We start from the raw sequence: 15,144 nt of genomic DNA, 5'->3' as shown, positions 1-15,144 counted from the left end.
GGCCTGTCCCGCCGAATCGGCCCGCATCAGGACGGCAGGGGGCGGCCGATAGATTGGGCAGGTGCCCGAGGTCTCCCTGGATTTCCCCCGTGCCTGGGTGGAATTCGTCAATCCGGCCGACGAGACCGAGACGATGCGCTGCGACCTCACCTGGCTGACGTCGTCCTACACCTGCATCTTCGGCAGCGGGTGCGCCGGCATCTACGCCGACTCCCCCGACGTCGGCTGCTGCACGCTCGGGGCGCACTTCGCGGACGCCGAGGACGAGGAGCGGGTCGCCGGCTTCGTGGACCAGCTGACACCCGAGCTGTGGCAGCACCACCCGCAGCGCGAGAGCGGCCGGATCAAGCGACGCGACTGGGTCGAGAAGGACGAGGACGGTGAGCGCAAGACCCGCATGCACACCGTCGACGGCCAGCGCTCGTGCGTGTTCGCCAACCGCACGGATTTCGCCGCAGGTGCCGGCTGCGCGCTGCACGGCCTGGCCCTCCAGATCGGCCGCAACCCGCTGGAGACCAAGCCGGACGTCTGCTGGCAGCTGCCGATCCGCCGTACCTTCCGCGACGTCGAGCGAATGGACGGCTCGACCTACACCGAGGTGTCGATCAGCGAGTACGACCGCCGGGGCTGGGGCCCGGGCGGCCACGACCTCGACTGGTACTGCTCCGGCAACACCGAGGCGCACGTCGCGATGGAGCCGGTCTATCTCACCCACGAGGCCGAGCTGGTCGCCCTCATGGGCCAAGGGGCCTACGACGCCCTCGTCGCCCACTGCGAGGCGCACCTGCGCTCGCGCTCGGCCCTCGCGCTGCACCCCGCCGACCCGCGCTGACCCGCGCTGACCGGCGGCACCGATTCATCACGGTAGGTAGGTCAGCAAGCACTTCCCCGGTGGAACCCCGCTCGGGAAGCGGCTACTCCCCTACATACCGTGGTGAATCGGTCCACCCCGCGTGACGGCCACCTCTCGACGTCAAGAGACAGCGACCCCGCCTGCAGGGCCCTCTCAGCCGCTGTTCAGAATGTCTGACATGCGCCTGGACCACCTCTCGTACGCAGCCGGACCCGACGGACTGGCCAGCACCGCCGAGCGCCTGGGCGCAGCACTGGGCTGCGAGTTCGTCGACGGCGGCGTCCACCCGCGCTTCGGCACCCGCAACATGATCCTGCCGCTGACCGACTGCACCTACCTCGAGGTCGTCGAAGCCCTCGACCACCCGGCGTCGGACAAGGCGCCCTTCGGTCAGGCCGTGAAGGCCCGCTCCGCCCTCGGCGGCGGCTGGCTCGGCTGGGCCGTCGCCGTGCCCGACATCTCCATCGTCGAGCAGCGCCTGGGCCGCTCCGCCGTCCCCGGCTCGCGGCACCGCCCCGACGGCACCGAGCTGCGCTGGCAGCAGATCGGCATCAACGGCCTCATCGCCGACCCGCAGCTCCCCTTCTTCATCCAGTGGGGCACGCCCAGCGACCTGCACCCCTCCGTCGGCTCCGACGGCGCCGTGTCGCTGGCCGGCATCGAGATCGCCGGTGACCCGCAGCGCGTGAGCGAGTGGCTCGGCGAGTCCGTCGAGGCGCCGCTGGAGGACGTGAAGGTCGAGTGGGTCGCCCCGCCCGGCACGCCCGGCATCCTCGCCGCGCAGGTGCTCACCCCGCAGGGCATCGTCCGCCTCTGATCCCCCACCTCTGATCGTCACCCGTCCGCTGCCGCACGACGTCCGGTGAAGCCGGTCAGGGGCGCCATCGCCAGCCCCAACATCTGGCAGCACACGGCGACCTACGAGATCGAGAACACCGCCGCCGACCCTGACGGCCGGCTCTGGTCCGCGATGGAGTCGCGGGCCGACTGGACCGGCGCGACCGTGCTCGACCTCGGCTGCGGCACCGGCTTCCACCTCCCGCTCTTCGCGCAGCGCGCCGGCCGGGTCGTCGGCGTGGAGCCGCACCAGGGGCTGGTCGGACTCGCGCGGCGACGGCTCACCGCGCGCGGCGTGGGGAACGCCGTCGTCCTCCCGGGGACGGCGCAGGAGATCCCCCTGCCCGACGCCTCCGTCGACGTGGCCCACGCCCGCTGGGCCTACTTCTTCGGGCGGGGCTGCGAACCGGGCCTGGCCGAGCTCGCGCGGGTGATGCGTCCCGGCGGCACCGCGCTGGTCATCGACAACGACGGCTCCCGCTCGACCTTCGGCGCCTGGTTCCGCCGCGGCTATCCGCACCTCGACCCGCCGGCGGAGACCGAGCGGTTCTGGACCCTGCGCGGCTGGACCCTCGACCGTGTCGACATGGGCTGGCGCTTCGCGAGCCGCGAGGACCTCGCGGCGGTGGTCCGCATCGAGTTCAACCCGGCGACCGCCGAGGAGATCCTGCGCCACCACGAGGGGCTCGAGGTCGACTACGCCGTGAACCTCTGGTCACGCACGTTCTGAATCGGAGCTGCCCGAGCTGGCGCGGACCTCGAGGGACGGCGCCAGCAGCAGGCCCTCCGCCGGCGACGGCTCACCGGAGAGCAGGTCGGTCAGGGCGCGGACGATCGCCACGGCGACCGCCTCCAGCGGCTGGCGGACCGACGTGAGGCCCAGCACCTGAGCCACCTGGGAGTCGTCGAAGCCGACGACGGCGACGTCGCGGCCGGGGACCAGGCCGCGATCGGCCAGCGCACCGCGAGCCCCGACGGCCAAGGTGTCGGAGGCACACACGAAGGCGGTCGGCGCCCGGTGCTCCTCGACGTCGAGCAGCGCCGCGGCCGCGCGACCACCCTCGAGGACGTCGTCGGCGACCGCCGCCTCGAGTCCCGCCGTCATCAACCCGAGGTCGTCCATCGCCGCGTGCCAGCCGGCCCTCCGGTCCTCCCCGATCCACGAGCCCGGCTCCCACCCGAGCCAGGCGATCCGCCGGTGACCGAGGCCGTGGACGTGCTCGGTGGCCAGCCGTACGCCGGCAGCGCCGTCGACGTCGACCCACGGATGCCGCGCGCCGGGGTCGTCCCAGGGCCGGCCGAACGCGACGAACGGAGCCCGGCGCCGCGCGAGCCCGCTGGTCTGGGGGTTGCCGAGATAGGTGTCGGTGACGACGAAGGCGTCGACCGCCGTGGAGCGGAGGAGGTCGTCGTACCCCCCGAGCGGGTCGGGGCGCTGCCCCTCCTCGGCGGGACCGCCGGAGAAGAGCAGCACGTGGTAGCCGACCTCGCGGCAGGCCTCGACGAGGCTGCGGTTGAAGCGGTCCATCGCCATGTTGGCGGTGAACTCCTGTGACGGGGTGAGGCGCAGGCCGACCAGGCGTGAGCTGCGGGTGCGCAGCTGACGGGCGGCATGGTTGGGGCTGTAGCCGAGCGCGTCGATGGCCGCCTGCACGCGGGCGAGGGTGTCGGGGCGCAGCAGGTCGGGGTTGTTGATCGCGTTGGACACGGTCTGCCGCGAGACGCCGGCCTGCTCGGCGACATCGGCCAGGGTGGCCGGCGCTCGAGGACTCTCCACACCGAAACTGTGCCATGACGGGCGCGTCCCCGAGGAAGTGTCGGCACGGTCCCCTACGGTCGTCGCATGGCTGGATCGAAAACACGTTCGACCTACGCATGCAGTGAGTGCGGCTGGACCACCGCCAAGTGGGTGGGCCGTTGCGCCGAGTGCCACGCGTGGGGCTCGGTGGCCGAGGTGGCGGTGGCACCCAGCGGCGCGGGGACCCGTCAGGTGGCCGGGCCGGTGACCAGTCCGGCGGTGCCGATCGGCCAGGTCTCGGCGGAGCAGGCCGCCCACCACCCCTCCGGGGTGCCGGAGCTCGACCGCGTCCTCGGCGGCGGACTGGTGCCCGGGGCAGCCGTGCTGCTGGCGGGCGAGCCGGGCGTCGGCAAGTCGACGCTGCTGCTCGAGGTGGCCGCCCGCACCGCCCGCAGCGCCCCCGGTTCGAGCGCCCCGCAGCGCACCCTCTATGTCACCGGGGAGGAGTCCGCGGCCCAGGTGCGGCTGCGCGCCGACCGCACCGGGGGCATCCATGACGACCTCTTCCTGGCCGCCGAGACCGACCTCGGCGCCGTGCTCACCCACATCGACCAGGTCCGGCCACGCACCGTGGTGATCGACTCCGTGCAGACGATCGGCGCCTCCGGCGTCGACGGCGTCCCCGGCGGAGTGACCCAGGTCAAGGAGGTCGCCCAGGCCCTGGTCCGGATGGCCAAGAGCCGCAACATCACCGTCGTGATGATCGGCCACGTCACCAAGGACGGCGGGATCGCCGGCCCGCGGGTGCTGGAGCACCTCGTCGACGTCGTGCTGCACTTCGAGGGCGACCGCAACTCGCGCTTCCGGATGCTGCGCGCCGTCAAGAACCGGTTCGGACCCGTCGACGAGGTCGGCTGCTTCGATCTCGGACCCGACGGGATCCGCGCCGTCGAGGACCCGACCGGGATCTTCGTCGAGCGCCACCACGGCCGCGTCCCCGGCACGTGCGTCGCGGTCACCATGGAGGGCCGGCGGCCCGTCCTCGCCGAGGTGCAGTCGCTGGTCACGCTCTCGCCGGCCGAGCGGCCCCGCCGCACCACCTCGGGCGTCGACTCGTCCCGCCTCGCCATGGTGCTCGCGGTCCTGCAGCAGTACTGCGGCCTGCGGCTGCACCAGCACGACGTCTTCGCCTCGACCGTCGGCGGCGCCCGACTCTCCGACCCTGGCAGCGACCTCGCCCTCGCCGTCGCGATCGCCTCCGGTCACGTCGTCTCCGCCCCACCGGCCGGGGTCGTCGCCATGGGCGAGATCGGCCTCTCCGGCGAGGTGCGCCGGGTGCGCGACCTGCCCCAGCGCCTCGCCGAGGCAGCCCGGCTCGGGTTCGCGATGGCCGTCGTACCTGCCGATCCGGGGACGGCACAGGGTGTCCGGCGGGCGGCCTCCGACCGGATGGTCGACGGGATGCGCGTCGTCGAGGTGCCCGACGTGGCCAGTGCGCTGCGTCTGCTCCAGGTCGACCGCAGGACCGCGGCGGCGCTGGAGCTCGTCCAGGAGTGACACCGCTGGACGATCGATATTGGCGGCGGCGGACGACCGGACGCCGATAAGGTGACCCTGTCCCATCACGCAGCCCCGCAGGAGAGTCAGTGGTCACCTCGGCCGACCCCCGGCTTCGCGAGACCCTCGCGTCCATCGCACCGGGCACTCCGTTGCGCGACGGGCTGGAGCGCATCCTGCGTGGCCGCACCGGCGCCCTGATCGTGATCGGCCAGGACCGCCTGGTCGACAGCCTGTGCACCGGCGGCTTCGAGCTCGACGTCCCGTTCACCGCCACCGGCCTGCGCGAGCTGGCCAAGATGGACGGCGCGATCATCGTCGACGGCAACCTCAACCGGATCGTCCGCGCCGCCGTGCACCTGATGCCCGACCAGAGCATCCCCTCGGAGGAGACCGGGACCCGGCACCGCACCGCCGACCGGGTCGCCCGTCAGACCGGCCATCCCGTGATCTCGGTGTCGCAGTCGATGCAGATCATCGCCGCCTACGTCGGCGACATCCGCCACGTCCTCGAGGGCTCCGGCCAGATCCTCTCCCGCGCCAACCAGGCGCTCGCGACCCTCGAGCGCTACAAGCTGCGTCTCGACGAGGTCTCCAGCACCCTGTCCGCGCTCGAGATCGAGGACCTGGTCACGGTCCGCGACGTCGCCGTGGTCGCCCAGCGGCTCGAGATGGTGACCCGGATCGCCCGCGAGATCGACGACTACGTCCTCGAGCTCGGCACCGACGGCCGCCTGCTGGCCCTGCAGCTCGAGGAACTGATCACCGGCGTCGACACCGAGCGTGAGCTCGTGATCCGCGACTACGTGCCCTCCCGCCGGCGCAGCCGGGACCCGGAGGACCTGCTGCAGAAGCTGGAGCAGCTCTCCGCCACCGACCTCGTCGATCCCTCCGCCGTCGCGAAGGTGCTCGGCATCGGCGGTGGGGAGCACCTCGACGGCGCGGTCGCGCCCCGCGGCTACCGCCTGCTCACGAAGGTCCCCCGCCTACCCTCCAACGTCGTCGAGGGCCTCGTGGACCACTTCGGCACCCTGCAGAAGCTGCTCTCCGCCGGCATCGACGACCTGCAGGCCGTCGAGGGCGTCGGCGAGCTGCGCGCCCGCAGCGTTCGCGAGGGGCTCAGTCGCCTGGCCGAGTCGACCATCCTCGAGCGGTACGTCTGAGGCCAGCCACTGCCTCCGTTGGTCGAGGAGGCCGGCCACGGCCGTCTCGAGACCCCCGCATCCTCCGCGCCAGACCGGGCCGGACACAGCACCACGGCCAGGCGTCTCGAGACGCTTGCTGTGCAAGTTCCTCGACCAACGGGCCCGCGCTCGGTCCTCGCCGACCCGGGATCAGCGGAACGCTCGGGCCGGCTCCCACTTCATGTCGATGGTCGTGTCCTCGCTCGGCGACACGAGGGCGAACTCGGCCACCGTCGGCTCGCCACCCAGGGCGGCGGCGGCAATCGTGAACTCCCCCGGCATGACCCAGTTGGTGCGGCCGGAGCAGCCCTGGTCGGACTCGCGCGCGTCCCAGGTCAACGGCACGACGGTGGCGACGCTGCGTCGCACGACGACGGACTGGTCGGGCACGGCGCGGCGGCACTGCTGGGTCGTCCAGAGCTGGTCGCCCGACTGGCTGATCCGCACGACGAGGCTGGTGCCGGAGACCTCCCAGGTGCACGCCTCGGAGCGGAGGCTCTGGAGGGAGAGCTGGACGGTGACGTCCGCGCCGGCAGCCTGACCCTCGGCGACCGACGGCGTGACGACGACGTCGTCGGGTGTGCAGGGGCCCTCGGGCTGCGCCAGTCGCGGTGTGGCCTCGGCCGAGGGTGAGCCACTGGCGTCGGGCGTGACGTCGCCGTCGTCGACCCCGGCGGTCACCGTCTCCGTGGCCTGCACCTGCGCGGCAGCCTGCTGGGCCGCTGCTCCGTCGTCGGACGAGCCGTCGTCACCGCCGGCGATCCAACGGCCGATGACGAACACGATCGACAGCGCGAGGACACCGACGAAGAGCCGTCGCCGCCAGTAGACGCCGGCCGGCAGCGGTCCGCGTGGCGCCATGGCGGTGGGCGGACGGCTGGGCATGATCCGACCGTAGCCAGCCGCCGCGCCGTCCGGCGGTTGCCCCGCCGCGCAGCCCCCGAGTCGGCGGGCGTCACAATGGGCCGGCCATGTCCCGTCCCTCCTCCGACCTCGTCGACCCGATCCTCGCTTGGTACGACGAGCACGCCCGCGACCTGCCGTGGCGGGGCAACGGCGCGACGCCCTGGTCGGTGATGGTCAGCGAGTTCATGCTGCAGCAGACGCCCGTGGTGCGGGTGCTGCCGGTGCACGCGACATGGCTGGAGCGCTGGCCCACACCTGCCGCGCTGGCTGCCGAGTCCAGCGGCGAGGCCGTGCGGGCCTGGGGACGGCTGGGCTACCCGCGACGGGCGCTGCGCCTGCACGCCGCTGCGGTGGCGATCACCGAGCAGCACGGTGGCGAGGTCCCGGACAGCTACGACGAGCTCATCGCCCTGCCCGGGGTGGGCGACTACACCGCGGCGGCGATCGCGAGCTTCGCCCACGGCAGGCGTCAGGTCGTCCTCGACACCAATGTGCGCCGGGTGCTCGCCCGGGCGGTCTCCGGCGTCGAGTTCCCGGCCCGCAGCGTCAACCGCGCCGAGCGGGATCTGGCGGCGGACCTGCTTCCCGGCGACGCTCCGACCGCCGCGACGTGGTCCGTGGCGGTGATGGAGCTCGGCGCGCTGGTCTGCACGGCCGCCCGGCCCCAGTGCCCCGCCTGCCCCGTCAGCGACCAGTGTCGCTGGCAGGCCGCCGGCGCTCCGCCGTACGACGGGCCACCGCGACCCGTCCAGGCCTGGGCCGGCACCGACCGGCAGTGCCGAGGACGAATCCTGGCCGTCCTGCGCGACGCTCCCGGCAGCGTCGACCGGGCGCGACTCGACGCGGCCTGGGACGAGCCCGTGCAACGCGAGCGCGCCCTCGCCTCCCTGCTCACCGACGGCCTCCTCGTGCTGGATGACGACGGCCGCTACCGCCTGCCCTGAGCGATAGTCCCTGCCCCGAAAAACGCGAACCGACCCGACCTGGCGAACCAGGTCGGGCCGGATGTCACACGCCCATCCGCGGCGTCGGGTCAGTCCTTGTCGAGGTCGACCTCGGGCGCGATCTCGATCGGACCCTCGGCGACGGTCTCGAGCGGCGGCATGTCGGGCAGCTCGGCGACCTTCTGGCCCTCGAAGGTGAAGGCCGCGGCCGCGCCCTCGCCCTCGACGTCCACGAGCACGATCTGGCCGGGGCCGACCTCGCCATAGAGCATCTTCTCGGCGAGGACGTCCTCGATCTCGCGCTGCACCGTGCGGCGCAGCGGCCGGGCACCGAGGACCGGGTCGAAGCCGCGCTCGGCCAGGAGGGCCTTGGCCTTCTGGGTGAGCTCGATCTTCATGTCGCGGTCCTTCAGCCGGACCTCCACCGAGGCGATCATGTTGTCGACCATCGCGACGATCTGCTCCTGCGACAGCGGCGGGAACACGATGATCTCGTCGACACGGTTGAGGAACTCGGGACGGAAGTGCTGCTTGAGCTCGTCGGAGACCTTGGCCTTCATCCGGTCGTAGGAGCCGGCCGCGTCGCCGCCGCCGAAGCCCAGACCCACCGACTTGCCGATGTCGCGCGAGCCGAGGTTGGTGGTCATGATGATGACGCAGTTCTTGAAGTCCACGACCCGGCCCTGCGAGTCGGTCAGACGACCTTCCTCGAGGATCTGCAACAGGGAGTTGAAGATGTCGGGGTGGGCCTTCTCGACCTCGTCGAAGAGGACCACGGAGAACGGCTTGCGGCGCACCTTCTCGGTGAGCTGGCCGCCCTCCTCGTAGCCGACGTAGCCCGGAGGCGAGCCGAAGAGGCGCGAGACGGTGTGCTTCTCGCCGAACTCCGACATGTCGAGCTGGATCAGCGCGTCCTCGTCGCCGAAGAGGAACTCCGCGAGCGTCTTGGACAGCCACGTCTTTCCGACACCGGACGGGCCGGCGAAGATGAACGAGCCACCGGGACGCTTGGGGTCCTTCAGGCCGGCACGCGTACGACGGATGGCCCGCGAGAGCGCCTTGACGGCCTCGTCCTGGCCGATGACCCGCTTGTGGAGCTCGTCCTCCATCTTGAGCAGTCGCGTGGACTCCTCCTCGGAGAGCTTGACGATCGGGATGCCCGTCGCGACCGCCAGCACCTCGGCGACCAGCTCCTCGTCGACCTCGGCGACCTCGTCCATGTCGCCGGAGCGCCACTGCTTCTCACGCTCGGACTTGGCGAGGATCAGCTGCTTCTCCTCGTCGCGCAGTCGCGCGGCGGCCTCGAAGTCCTGGCCGTCGATCGCGGCCTCCTTGCGCTGACGCACCTCGCCGATCTTGTCGTCGTACTCGCGCAGGTCGGCGGGCGCCGTCATCCGGCGGATCCGCAGCCGCGAGCCGGCCTCGTCGATCAGGTCGATGGCCTTGTCCGGCAGGAACCGGTCGGAGATGTAGCGGTCGGCCAGCGTCGCCGCGGAGACCAGCGCCTCGTCGGTGATGGTCACCCGGTGGTGCGCCTCGTAGCGGTCGCGGATGCCCTTGAGCATCTCGATCGTGTCGGCGATCGACGGCTCGGGCACCTGGATCGGCTGGAAGCGGCGCTCGAGCGCGGCGTCCTTCTCGAGGTACTTGCGGTATTCGTCGAGCGTGGTCGCACCGATCGTCTGCAGCTCGCCGCGGGCCAGCATCGGCTTGAGGATGCTGGCGGCGTCGATCGCGCCCTCGGCCGCACCGGCACCGACGAGGGTGTGGATCTCGTCGATGAACAGCACGATGTCACCGCGGGTGCGGATCTCCTTGAGCACCTTCTTGAGACGCTCCTCGAAGTCACCGCGGTAGCGCGAGCCGGCGACCAGCGCACCCAGGTCGAGGGTGTAGATCTGCTTGTCCTTGAGCGTCTCGGGCACGTTGCCCTTGACGATGTCCTGGGCCAGGCCCTCGACGATCGACGTCTTGCCGACGCCGGGCTCGCCGATGAGGACCGGGTTGTTCTTGGTCCGGCGGGACAGGACCTGCATGACGCGCTCGATCTGGGCGCCACGACCGATGATCGGATCGAGCTTGCCCTCGCGGGCGTCCTGGGTCAGGTTGCGCCCGAACTGGTCGAGGACCAGCGAGGACGACGGCGCGTCCGAGCCGCTGGAGCTGCCGGAGGCGGAGGCGGCCGCACCGGTCTCCTTGCCCTGGAAGCCGGAGAGCAGCTGGATGACCTGCTGGCGGACCCGGTTGAGGTCGGCGCCGAGCTTCTGCAGCACCTGGGCGGCGACGCCCTCGCCCTCCCGGATCAGGCCGAGCAGGATGTGCTCGGTGCCGATGTAGGAGTGGCCGAGCTGCAGCGCCTCGCGCAGGGACAGCTCGAGCACCTTCTTGGCGCGCGGGGTGAAGGGGATGTGCCCGGACGGCGCCTGCTGGCCCTGCCCGATGATCTCCTCGACCTGTGCACGCACGGCCTCGAGCGAGATGTCGAGGGACTCCAGCGCCTTGGCGGCGACGCCCTCGCCCTCGTGGATGAGACCGAGCAGGATGTGCTCGGTCCCGATGTAGTTGTGGGAGAGCATGCGGGCCTCTTCCTGGGCCAGCACGACCACCCGGCGGGCTCGGTCTGTGAACCGCTCGAACATCTGCACGCTCCTCACACGTCCTGGGGTGTTCACGGGATACAACCCCGCTCACAGCCTACGCGTTCCCGGTTGACGGCTCCGGGGCGTCCGCTGTGAGCGAACGCCCCGACCAGGCGGATGCGTCTTGCCGCCAGACCAACAGAGGCCCTACGGAAGCCAACCGCGCGGCCGGCAGCGTGGCGCCCCGCGGCGAAGCCGCGTCAGGTCCAGCCCGCGGCCCGAGCGCAGCGACTGGCCGTGCGGCCCGACCTGACCGGGCGACACGCTCGGCCCAGAGGGCTACTGTGCGGCGTCGAAGGCCTGGCGTACGTCGGCGGGGATCCGGCCGCGGGCGGGGACGTCGTAGCCGTTCTCGCGGGCCCAGGCGCGGACGTCGCTGGCGGAGGCACCGGAGGAGACCGACGAGCCCGACTTCGCGCGCTTCGCGCCGCCGCGGCTGACCTTGCGGCCGTGTCCGACGTAGGTGGCGAGGGCGTCGCGGAGGGCAGCGGCATGGGCGTCGTTGAGGTCGATCTCGTAGTTCGCGCCGTCGAGACCGAAGGTCACCGTCTCGGTGGCCTCGCTGCCGTCGATGTCGTCGACCAGGACGATATTCACCCGCTGTGCCATTGTCTTTTCCTCATTCCGTCGTCGATAAAGTCGCTATTCGTCATCCTTGCACATTGTCCGGATTTGCGGCATATCGCCTCCGGCGACTTCCTGCGCATATCGCGGAAATGCTGAATATCGGCGCTCGGAGCACAACCGGTAGGGTCGCCGACGTGGCCACCCCGATCGTCGCACTGCCCCCGGGCGCCATCCTCTGGCACGTCGGCCCGCACAAGACCGGCACGACCGCGATCCAGGGACTGCTCGGCGTCGCCCGCGAGCAGATGCTCGAGGCCGGCGTCCTCTATCCCGGTGCGCTGCCGCACCACCACGAGGAGGCGCGGGTCCTCATCGGCTCGGCCGCCGGCTGGGAGGGCGACAAGGACGCCCTGCCCCCGTCGGAGCGGTGGAGCGACCTGGTCTCCGCCGTCCGCGCGCACCCCGGTCGCTCGGTCGTCAGCAGCGAGTTCTTCGGCCTGGCCGACAACGCGCAGCGGGCCAGGATCGTCGAGGAGATCGGGGCCGAGCGCCTCCACGTCCTGATCGCCGCCCGCAATCCCGGGTCGATCGCCCTGTCGACGTGGCAGCAGGTCCTGCGCGACGGCAAGACCGGCGCCCTCGACCCCTGGCTGGAGTCGGCCTTCCGGCGGCCCGAGCCCGGTGCAGCAGCAGCCAAGGGCTTCTGGTCCTGGGCCGACGCCGCGGCACAGGTCGAGGCCTGGTCGACGGTCCTGCCCATCGAGCAGATCCGGGTCATCGCCATCGACGAGACCGACCGCCGCCTGCTGCCGACCGCCTTCGAGCAGCTCCTGGAGCTGCCGGCGGGCCTGCTCGCCGACGCCACGCCGCCGCACAGCAACCGCGGGCTGACCGCACCCGAGTCCGAGCTGCTGCGCGCGACCATCGAGCTGACCCGGGCCCAGCTCACCTGGCAGCAGTTCTCCCTCTTCTTCCGCTCCGGCTACGCCCTGCGGCTCGTCAACTCCCGCACGCCGGCCCCGGGCGAGCCCAAGTTGGCGCTGCCCGTGTGGGCGCAGGACCAGGCGGCCGCCGAGGCCGACACGTCGATCGCCCGCATCGAGGGCAGCGGCGTCGGTGTCATCGGCGACCTCGATGCGCTGCGCCGGGTGCCCTCCCACGCCTCCACCGGTCCCATCGAGACCGTGCCGGTCGAGCTTGCCGCCGAGGCGATCGCCGGGGTCCTCACCGCAGCGCAGCGCCGCATCGAGAAGCTGGAGAAGCAGAACGCCCGGCTGCGCTCGCGCCGCGGGGTCCGGGCCACGGACGACGCGGAGCTCTCCGGCCGCGAGCTGGCCCGACGACTCGCGGGCAAGGCCCGCTCCCGGGTGACCCGGCGTGGAGACGCCCCGCGATGAGCGGCGACCCGCTCGAGGACCACGCCGAGGAGCCCGCCGACGACGGCGCCGACGGGCTGACCGACGAGGCGCCGTACGACGACGCCCCTCCCGACGACGAGCCGGACGACGCCGCTCCCACCGATGCGGCCGGCCCGGCGGTCGCGACGGTGTCGGTGATGGGCAGCTGCATCACCCGCGACAACTTCAATTCCCGCTTCAATCCCGACTACAAGCGGTGGTTCCGGGTCGGCCCGACCACCAACCAGAGCTCGATGATCGCGCTGATGTCCGCCCCGGTCGACGAGCCGTGGCAGGCCGTGAAGCCGATGAAGCCCTACGGCCAGTGGAACGTCGCCTCCGACCTCACCCGCGAGATCCTCGAGCTGCTGCCGGCCGAGCGTCCCGACCTGGTCGTCCTGGACTTCTTCGGCGACGTGCACTTCGGCGTCATCCGGCTGTCCGACGGCCGCTACGTCACCGACAACCGGTGGCGCATCCACAAGACCGACCTGCACGAGCGTCTGCTGGCCGACCCCGCCGTGACCCACCTGCACTGGCAGGACGACCCGGACGCCTACTTCGCGGTCTGGGTCGAGGCGATGGACCGCTTCGCGGCGTTCATGGCTGCCGAGTGCCCCGGCACGCGGGTGGTCGTGCACTGCGGCTTCAACGTCGACCGCACGATCCGGCGCGGCGCCGTCGCGCCGACCGGCTTCGGTCCACCGAAGCGCCAGCGGGCGGCACGGGCCGGCAGCCGCTTCTGGCGACGGCTCAACGAGCACGCCCGCACCGCCTATGGCTGGGAGAGCATCGACCTCGGCGCCGAGCGCTACGTGACCTTCGCCGACCACCCCTGGGGGGCGATGGAGGTCCACTACACGATGGACTACTACCCGCGCTTCCTCGCCGAGCTGCACCGGATCGCGCTGCGCACCGACCCCGAGGTCGCCGGCGACCCGGCGATCGCGGCCACGATCGACGAGATCGCGACGGCCGCCGCGGCCCGCGTCCGCGCCGAGGTCGACTGGTGGCGAGGAGAGGACGAGGTCCGTGCCCACGCCGCGGCGGAGGCGGCCCGCCCCCGCTGGAAGCGTCTGCTGCGACCGGCGCCGAAGGTGGCGCGGCCCCCGGAGCCGACCGGCGACCGGCCGGACGACACGCTGCTGGCCGGGCTGCGGGACAGGGTGTCGCCGGCGACGTACGAGCGGGTCGAGGCGCTGTCGACCAGCGCCGACGGCCACATCGCCTGGCTGCGCGAGACCGGCACGGCCCGGCTCGCCCTCACCGACCGGGGCTGACCTCTCCGAGCACCGCCGGGACGCCGGGCTCGTCGCGCCACGGGTGGAGGTAGCGCCCGTCCTCGACAGGTACGCCGGGCCCGTCGATCGCCGCGATGAGGGCGGCGAGGTCGGCGCGCCGGTCCTGGGCGACCAGCCAGCCCATCAGGCGCTGCCCCGGCGGCACTTCGGTGAGCTCGAAGGGCACCGTGTCGTCGTGCCAGAAGGAACGCACGGCGTCGCGCAGCAGCGACCAGTAGTGGTCCGGGTCCTCGGTGGTCGGCGCGACCGCCGCACGGAAGTGCTCCCACATGTCGATCGGCAGCACCTGCCGCACGAGGGTGTCGACGAGCACCGGGTTGCCGTGTGCCCGGACCCGGTCGAGGGCCATCTGCTTGGTGACGATGCGGTCCTGCAGATTGTCGATCCGACCACGGCGGTGCGTGGCAGAGGACATCTCGCCACGGATGTACCACTCATAGACGACCTCGGTCAGGACATCGAAGCGACGGGCTGCCAGGAAGGCGTCGGCCGCGAACACCTGGTCCTCGTAGGAGACGCCGACCGGGAAGCTCAGCCCGGCGCGACGCCAGAAGTCCATCCGGAAGAGCTTGTTGCAGGGAAAGACGTCGGCGATCATCAGCGGCGCCGCGTCGATGTCGACCCCGATGCGGGCCTCGGCGTGGTTGCGGGCCAGCAACGGGGGGCGGCGCCGCCGGCCGCCCTCGTCGACTCGCTCCATCATCCCGACGGCGAAGTCGGAGCCGCTGCGCTCCAGGCTCGCCAGCATCGGCGCCCAGGCCCGCGCGGGCAGGAAGTCGTCCGGGTCGACGAACGTCAGGAACTCCCCGCGGCACTGCTCGATCGCTGCGTTGCGGGCCGCGGAGACCCCCGCGTTGTCCTGCCGCAGCAGCGTGATCGCCGGGTGCCGTCGGGCGTAGGCCGCGACGAGGTCGCCGGAGCCGTCGGTGGAGCCATCGTCGACGACGACGACGTCGAGGTCCACGCCGGGCTGGGCGAGGACCGAGTCGAGGCTGCGCTCGACGTACGGCGCCATGTCGTGCACCGGCATCACCACGCTGACCGTGGGCCGGCTCCGGCCCGGGCGGCCCGGGCGACCCGGGCGACGCAGGGACCAGCGGGCTCGGGACACGAGAGCAGAGCATACGGCGGCGGGCACCGGCGCCTCGCGACACCGGAGCGTCGGTTCGGCCGCATCGCCGCGCTCGCGTACCCTCAGGGGCGCGATGCAGGGGGTCGAGG

Annotated in this window: 13 protein-coding genes; 8 read left to right on the top strand and 5 right to left on the bottom strand. The window is 72.1% G+C overall.

The genetic code is table 11. The features are described from left to right. The first annotated feature begins 61 nt into the window (after positions 1 to 61). From E9934_RS11270 to E9934_RS11260, 3 genes are all read left to right on the top strand, one after another. A complete protein-coding gene (locus E9934_RS11270) occupies positions 62 to 832 on the top strand; it encodes a DUF3109 family protein (RefSeq protein WP_136562983.1) in 771 nt (256 codons plus the stop codon). Between the two features lie 199 nt (positions 833 to 1,031). Next, positions 1,032 to 1,670 (top strand): VOC family protein, encoded by a 639-nt coding sequence (locus E9934_RS11265; RefSeq protein ID WP_136562982.1) that lies wholly within the window; start codon positions 1,032 to 1,034, stop codon positions 1,668 to 1,670. Between the two features lie 45 nt (positions 1,671 to 1,715). After that, the gene (locus tag E9934_RS11260) at positions 1,716 to 2,420 is read left to right on the top strand and encodes a class I SAM-dependent methyltransferase (RefSeq protein ID WP_238694908.1); all 705 of its coding nucleotides are present in this window, start codon (positions 1,716 to 1,718) and stop codon (positions 2,418 to 2,420) included. Here the strand turns inward: E9934_RS11260 and E9934_RS11255 are convergent. After that, positions 2,406 to 3,467, bottom strand: a complete 1,062-nt coding sequence (locus tag E9934_RS11255; protein ID WP_136562981.1) for a LacI family DNA-binding transcriptional regulator — start codon at positions 3,465 to 3,467, stop codon at positions 2,406 to 2,408. The genes E9934_RS11260 and E9934_RS11255 overlap by 15 nt on opposite strands. Before the next feature lie 66 nt (positions 3,468 to 3,533). On the opposite strand from E9934_RS11255, the gene radA reads away from it, so the two are divergent. Continuing rightward, complete coding sequence (radA, locus tag E9934_RS11250) at positions 3,534 to 4,985, top strand: DNA repair protein RadA (RefSeq protein WP_136562980.1); 1,452 nt, start codon at positions 3,534 to 3,536, stop codon at positions 4,983 to 4,985. An 89-nt stretch (positions 4,986 to 5,074) separates the two neighbouring features. Next, complete coding sequence (gene disA, locus E9934_RS11245) at positions 5,075 to 6,148, top strand: DNA integrity scanning diadenylate cyclase DisA (RefSeq protein ID WP_136562979.1); 1,074 nt, start codon at positions 5,075 to 5,077, stop codon at positions 6,146 to 6,148. A 171-nt stretch (positions 6,149 to 6,319) separates the two neighbouring features. On the opposite strand, the gene E9934_RS11240 is transcribed toward disA, so the two are convergent. Further along, complete coding sequence (locus E9934_RS11240; protein WP_136562978.1) at positions 6,320 to 7,054, bottom strand: hypothetical protein; 735 nt, start codon at positions 7,052 to 7,054, stop codon at positions 6,320 to 6,322. An 86-nt stretch (positions 7,055 to 7,140) separates the two neighbouring features. Here E9934_RS11240 and E9934_RS11235 point away from each other — a divergent pair, with 86 nt between their 5' ends. Beyond that, positions 7,141 to 8,019: an HhH-GPD family protein gene (locus tag E9934_RS11235; RefSeq protein ID WP_136562977.1), complete on the top strand. Its 879-nt coding sequence runs from the start codon at positions 7,141 to 7,143 to the stop codon at positions 8,017 to 8,019. Between the two features lie 89 nt (positions 8,020 to 8,108). Here the strand turns inward: E9934_RS11235 and E9934_RS11230 are convergent, their stop codons facing one another. Together E9934_RS11230 and E9934_RS11225 are read right to left on the bottom strand one after the other, a co-directional pair. Beyond that, positions 8,109 to 10,658: an ATP-dependent Clp protease ATP-binding subunit gene (locus E9934_RS11230; protein WP_136562976.1), complete on the bottom strand. Its 2,550-nt coding sequence runs from the start codon at positions 10,656 to 10,658 to the stop codon at positions 8,109 to 8,111. A gap of 279 nt (positions 10,659 to 10,937) precedes the next feature. Beyond that, the gene (locus E9934_RS11225) at positions 10,938 to 11,267 is read right to left on the bottom strand and encodes a histone-like nucleoid-structuring protein Lsr2 (protein WP_136562975.1); all 330 of its coding nucleotides are present in this window, start codon (positions 11,265 to 11,267) and stop codon (positions 10,938 to 10,940) included. Positions 11,268 to 11,419: 152 nt separating this feature from the next. On the opposite strand from E9934_RS11225, the gene E9934_RS11220 reads away from it, so the two are divergent. Together E9934_RS11220 and E9934_RS11215 are read left to right on the top strand one after the other, a co-directional pair. After that, positions 11,420 to 12,622, top strand: coding sequence for a hypothetical protein (locus E9934_RS11220; protein ID WP_136562974.1), 1,203 nt, complete (start codon positions 11,420 to 11,422; stop codon positions 12,620 to 12,622). Further along, entirely contained in the window at positions 12,619 to 13,902 is a 1,284-nt protein-coding gene (locus E9934_RS11215) for a DUF6270 domain-containing protein (protein WP_136562973.1), read from the top strand. Before E9934_RS11220 ends, E9934_RS11215 begins: the two co-directional genes overlap by 4 nt. Here the strand turns inward: E9934_RS11215 and E9934_RS11210 are convergent. After that, the gene (locus tag E9934_RS11210) at positions 13,886 to 15,034 is read right to left on the bottom strand and encodes a glycosyltransferase family 2 protein (protein WP_238694907.1); all 1,149 of its coding nucleotides are present in this window, start codon (positions 15,032 to 15,034) and stop codon (positions 13,886 to 13,888) included. The two genes, E9934_RS11215 and E9934_RS11210, sit on opposite strands and share 17 nt — an antisense overlap. Positions 15,035 to 15,144 lie beyond the last annotated feature (110 nt).

The organism is Nocardioides caeni, assembly GCF_004912195.1.
In the GTDB taxonomy this organism is placed as follows: Bacteria; Actinomycetota; Actinomycetes; order Propionibacteriales; family Nocardioidaceae; genus Nocardioides; species Nocardioides caeni.
Note: the sequence above shows the minus strand (reverse complement) of the source record. Positions and strands in the feature narration are given on the sequence as shown.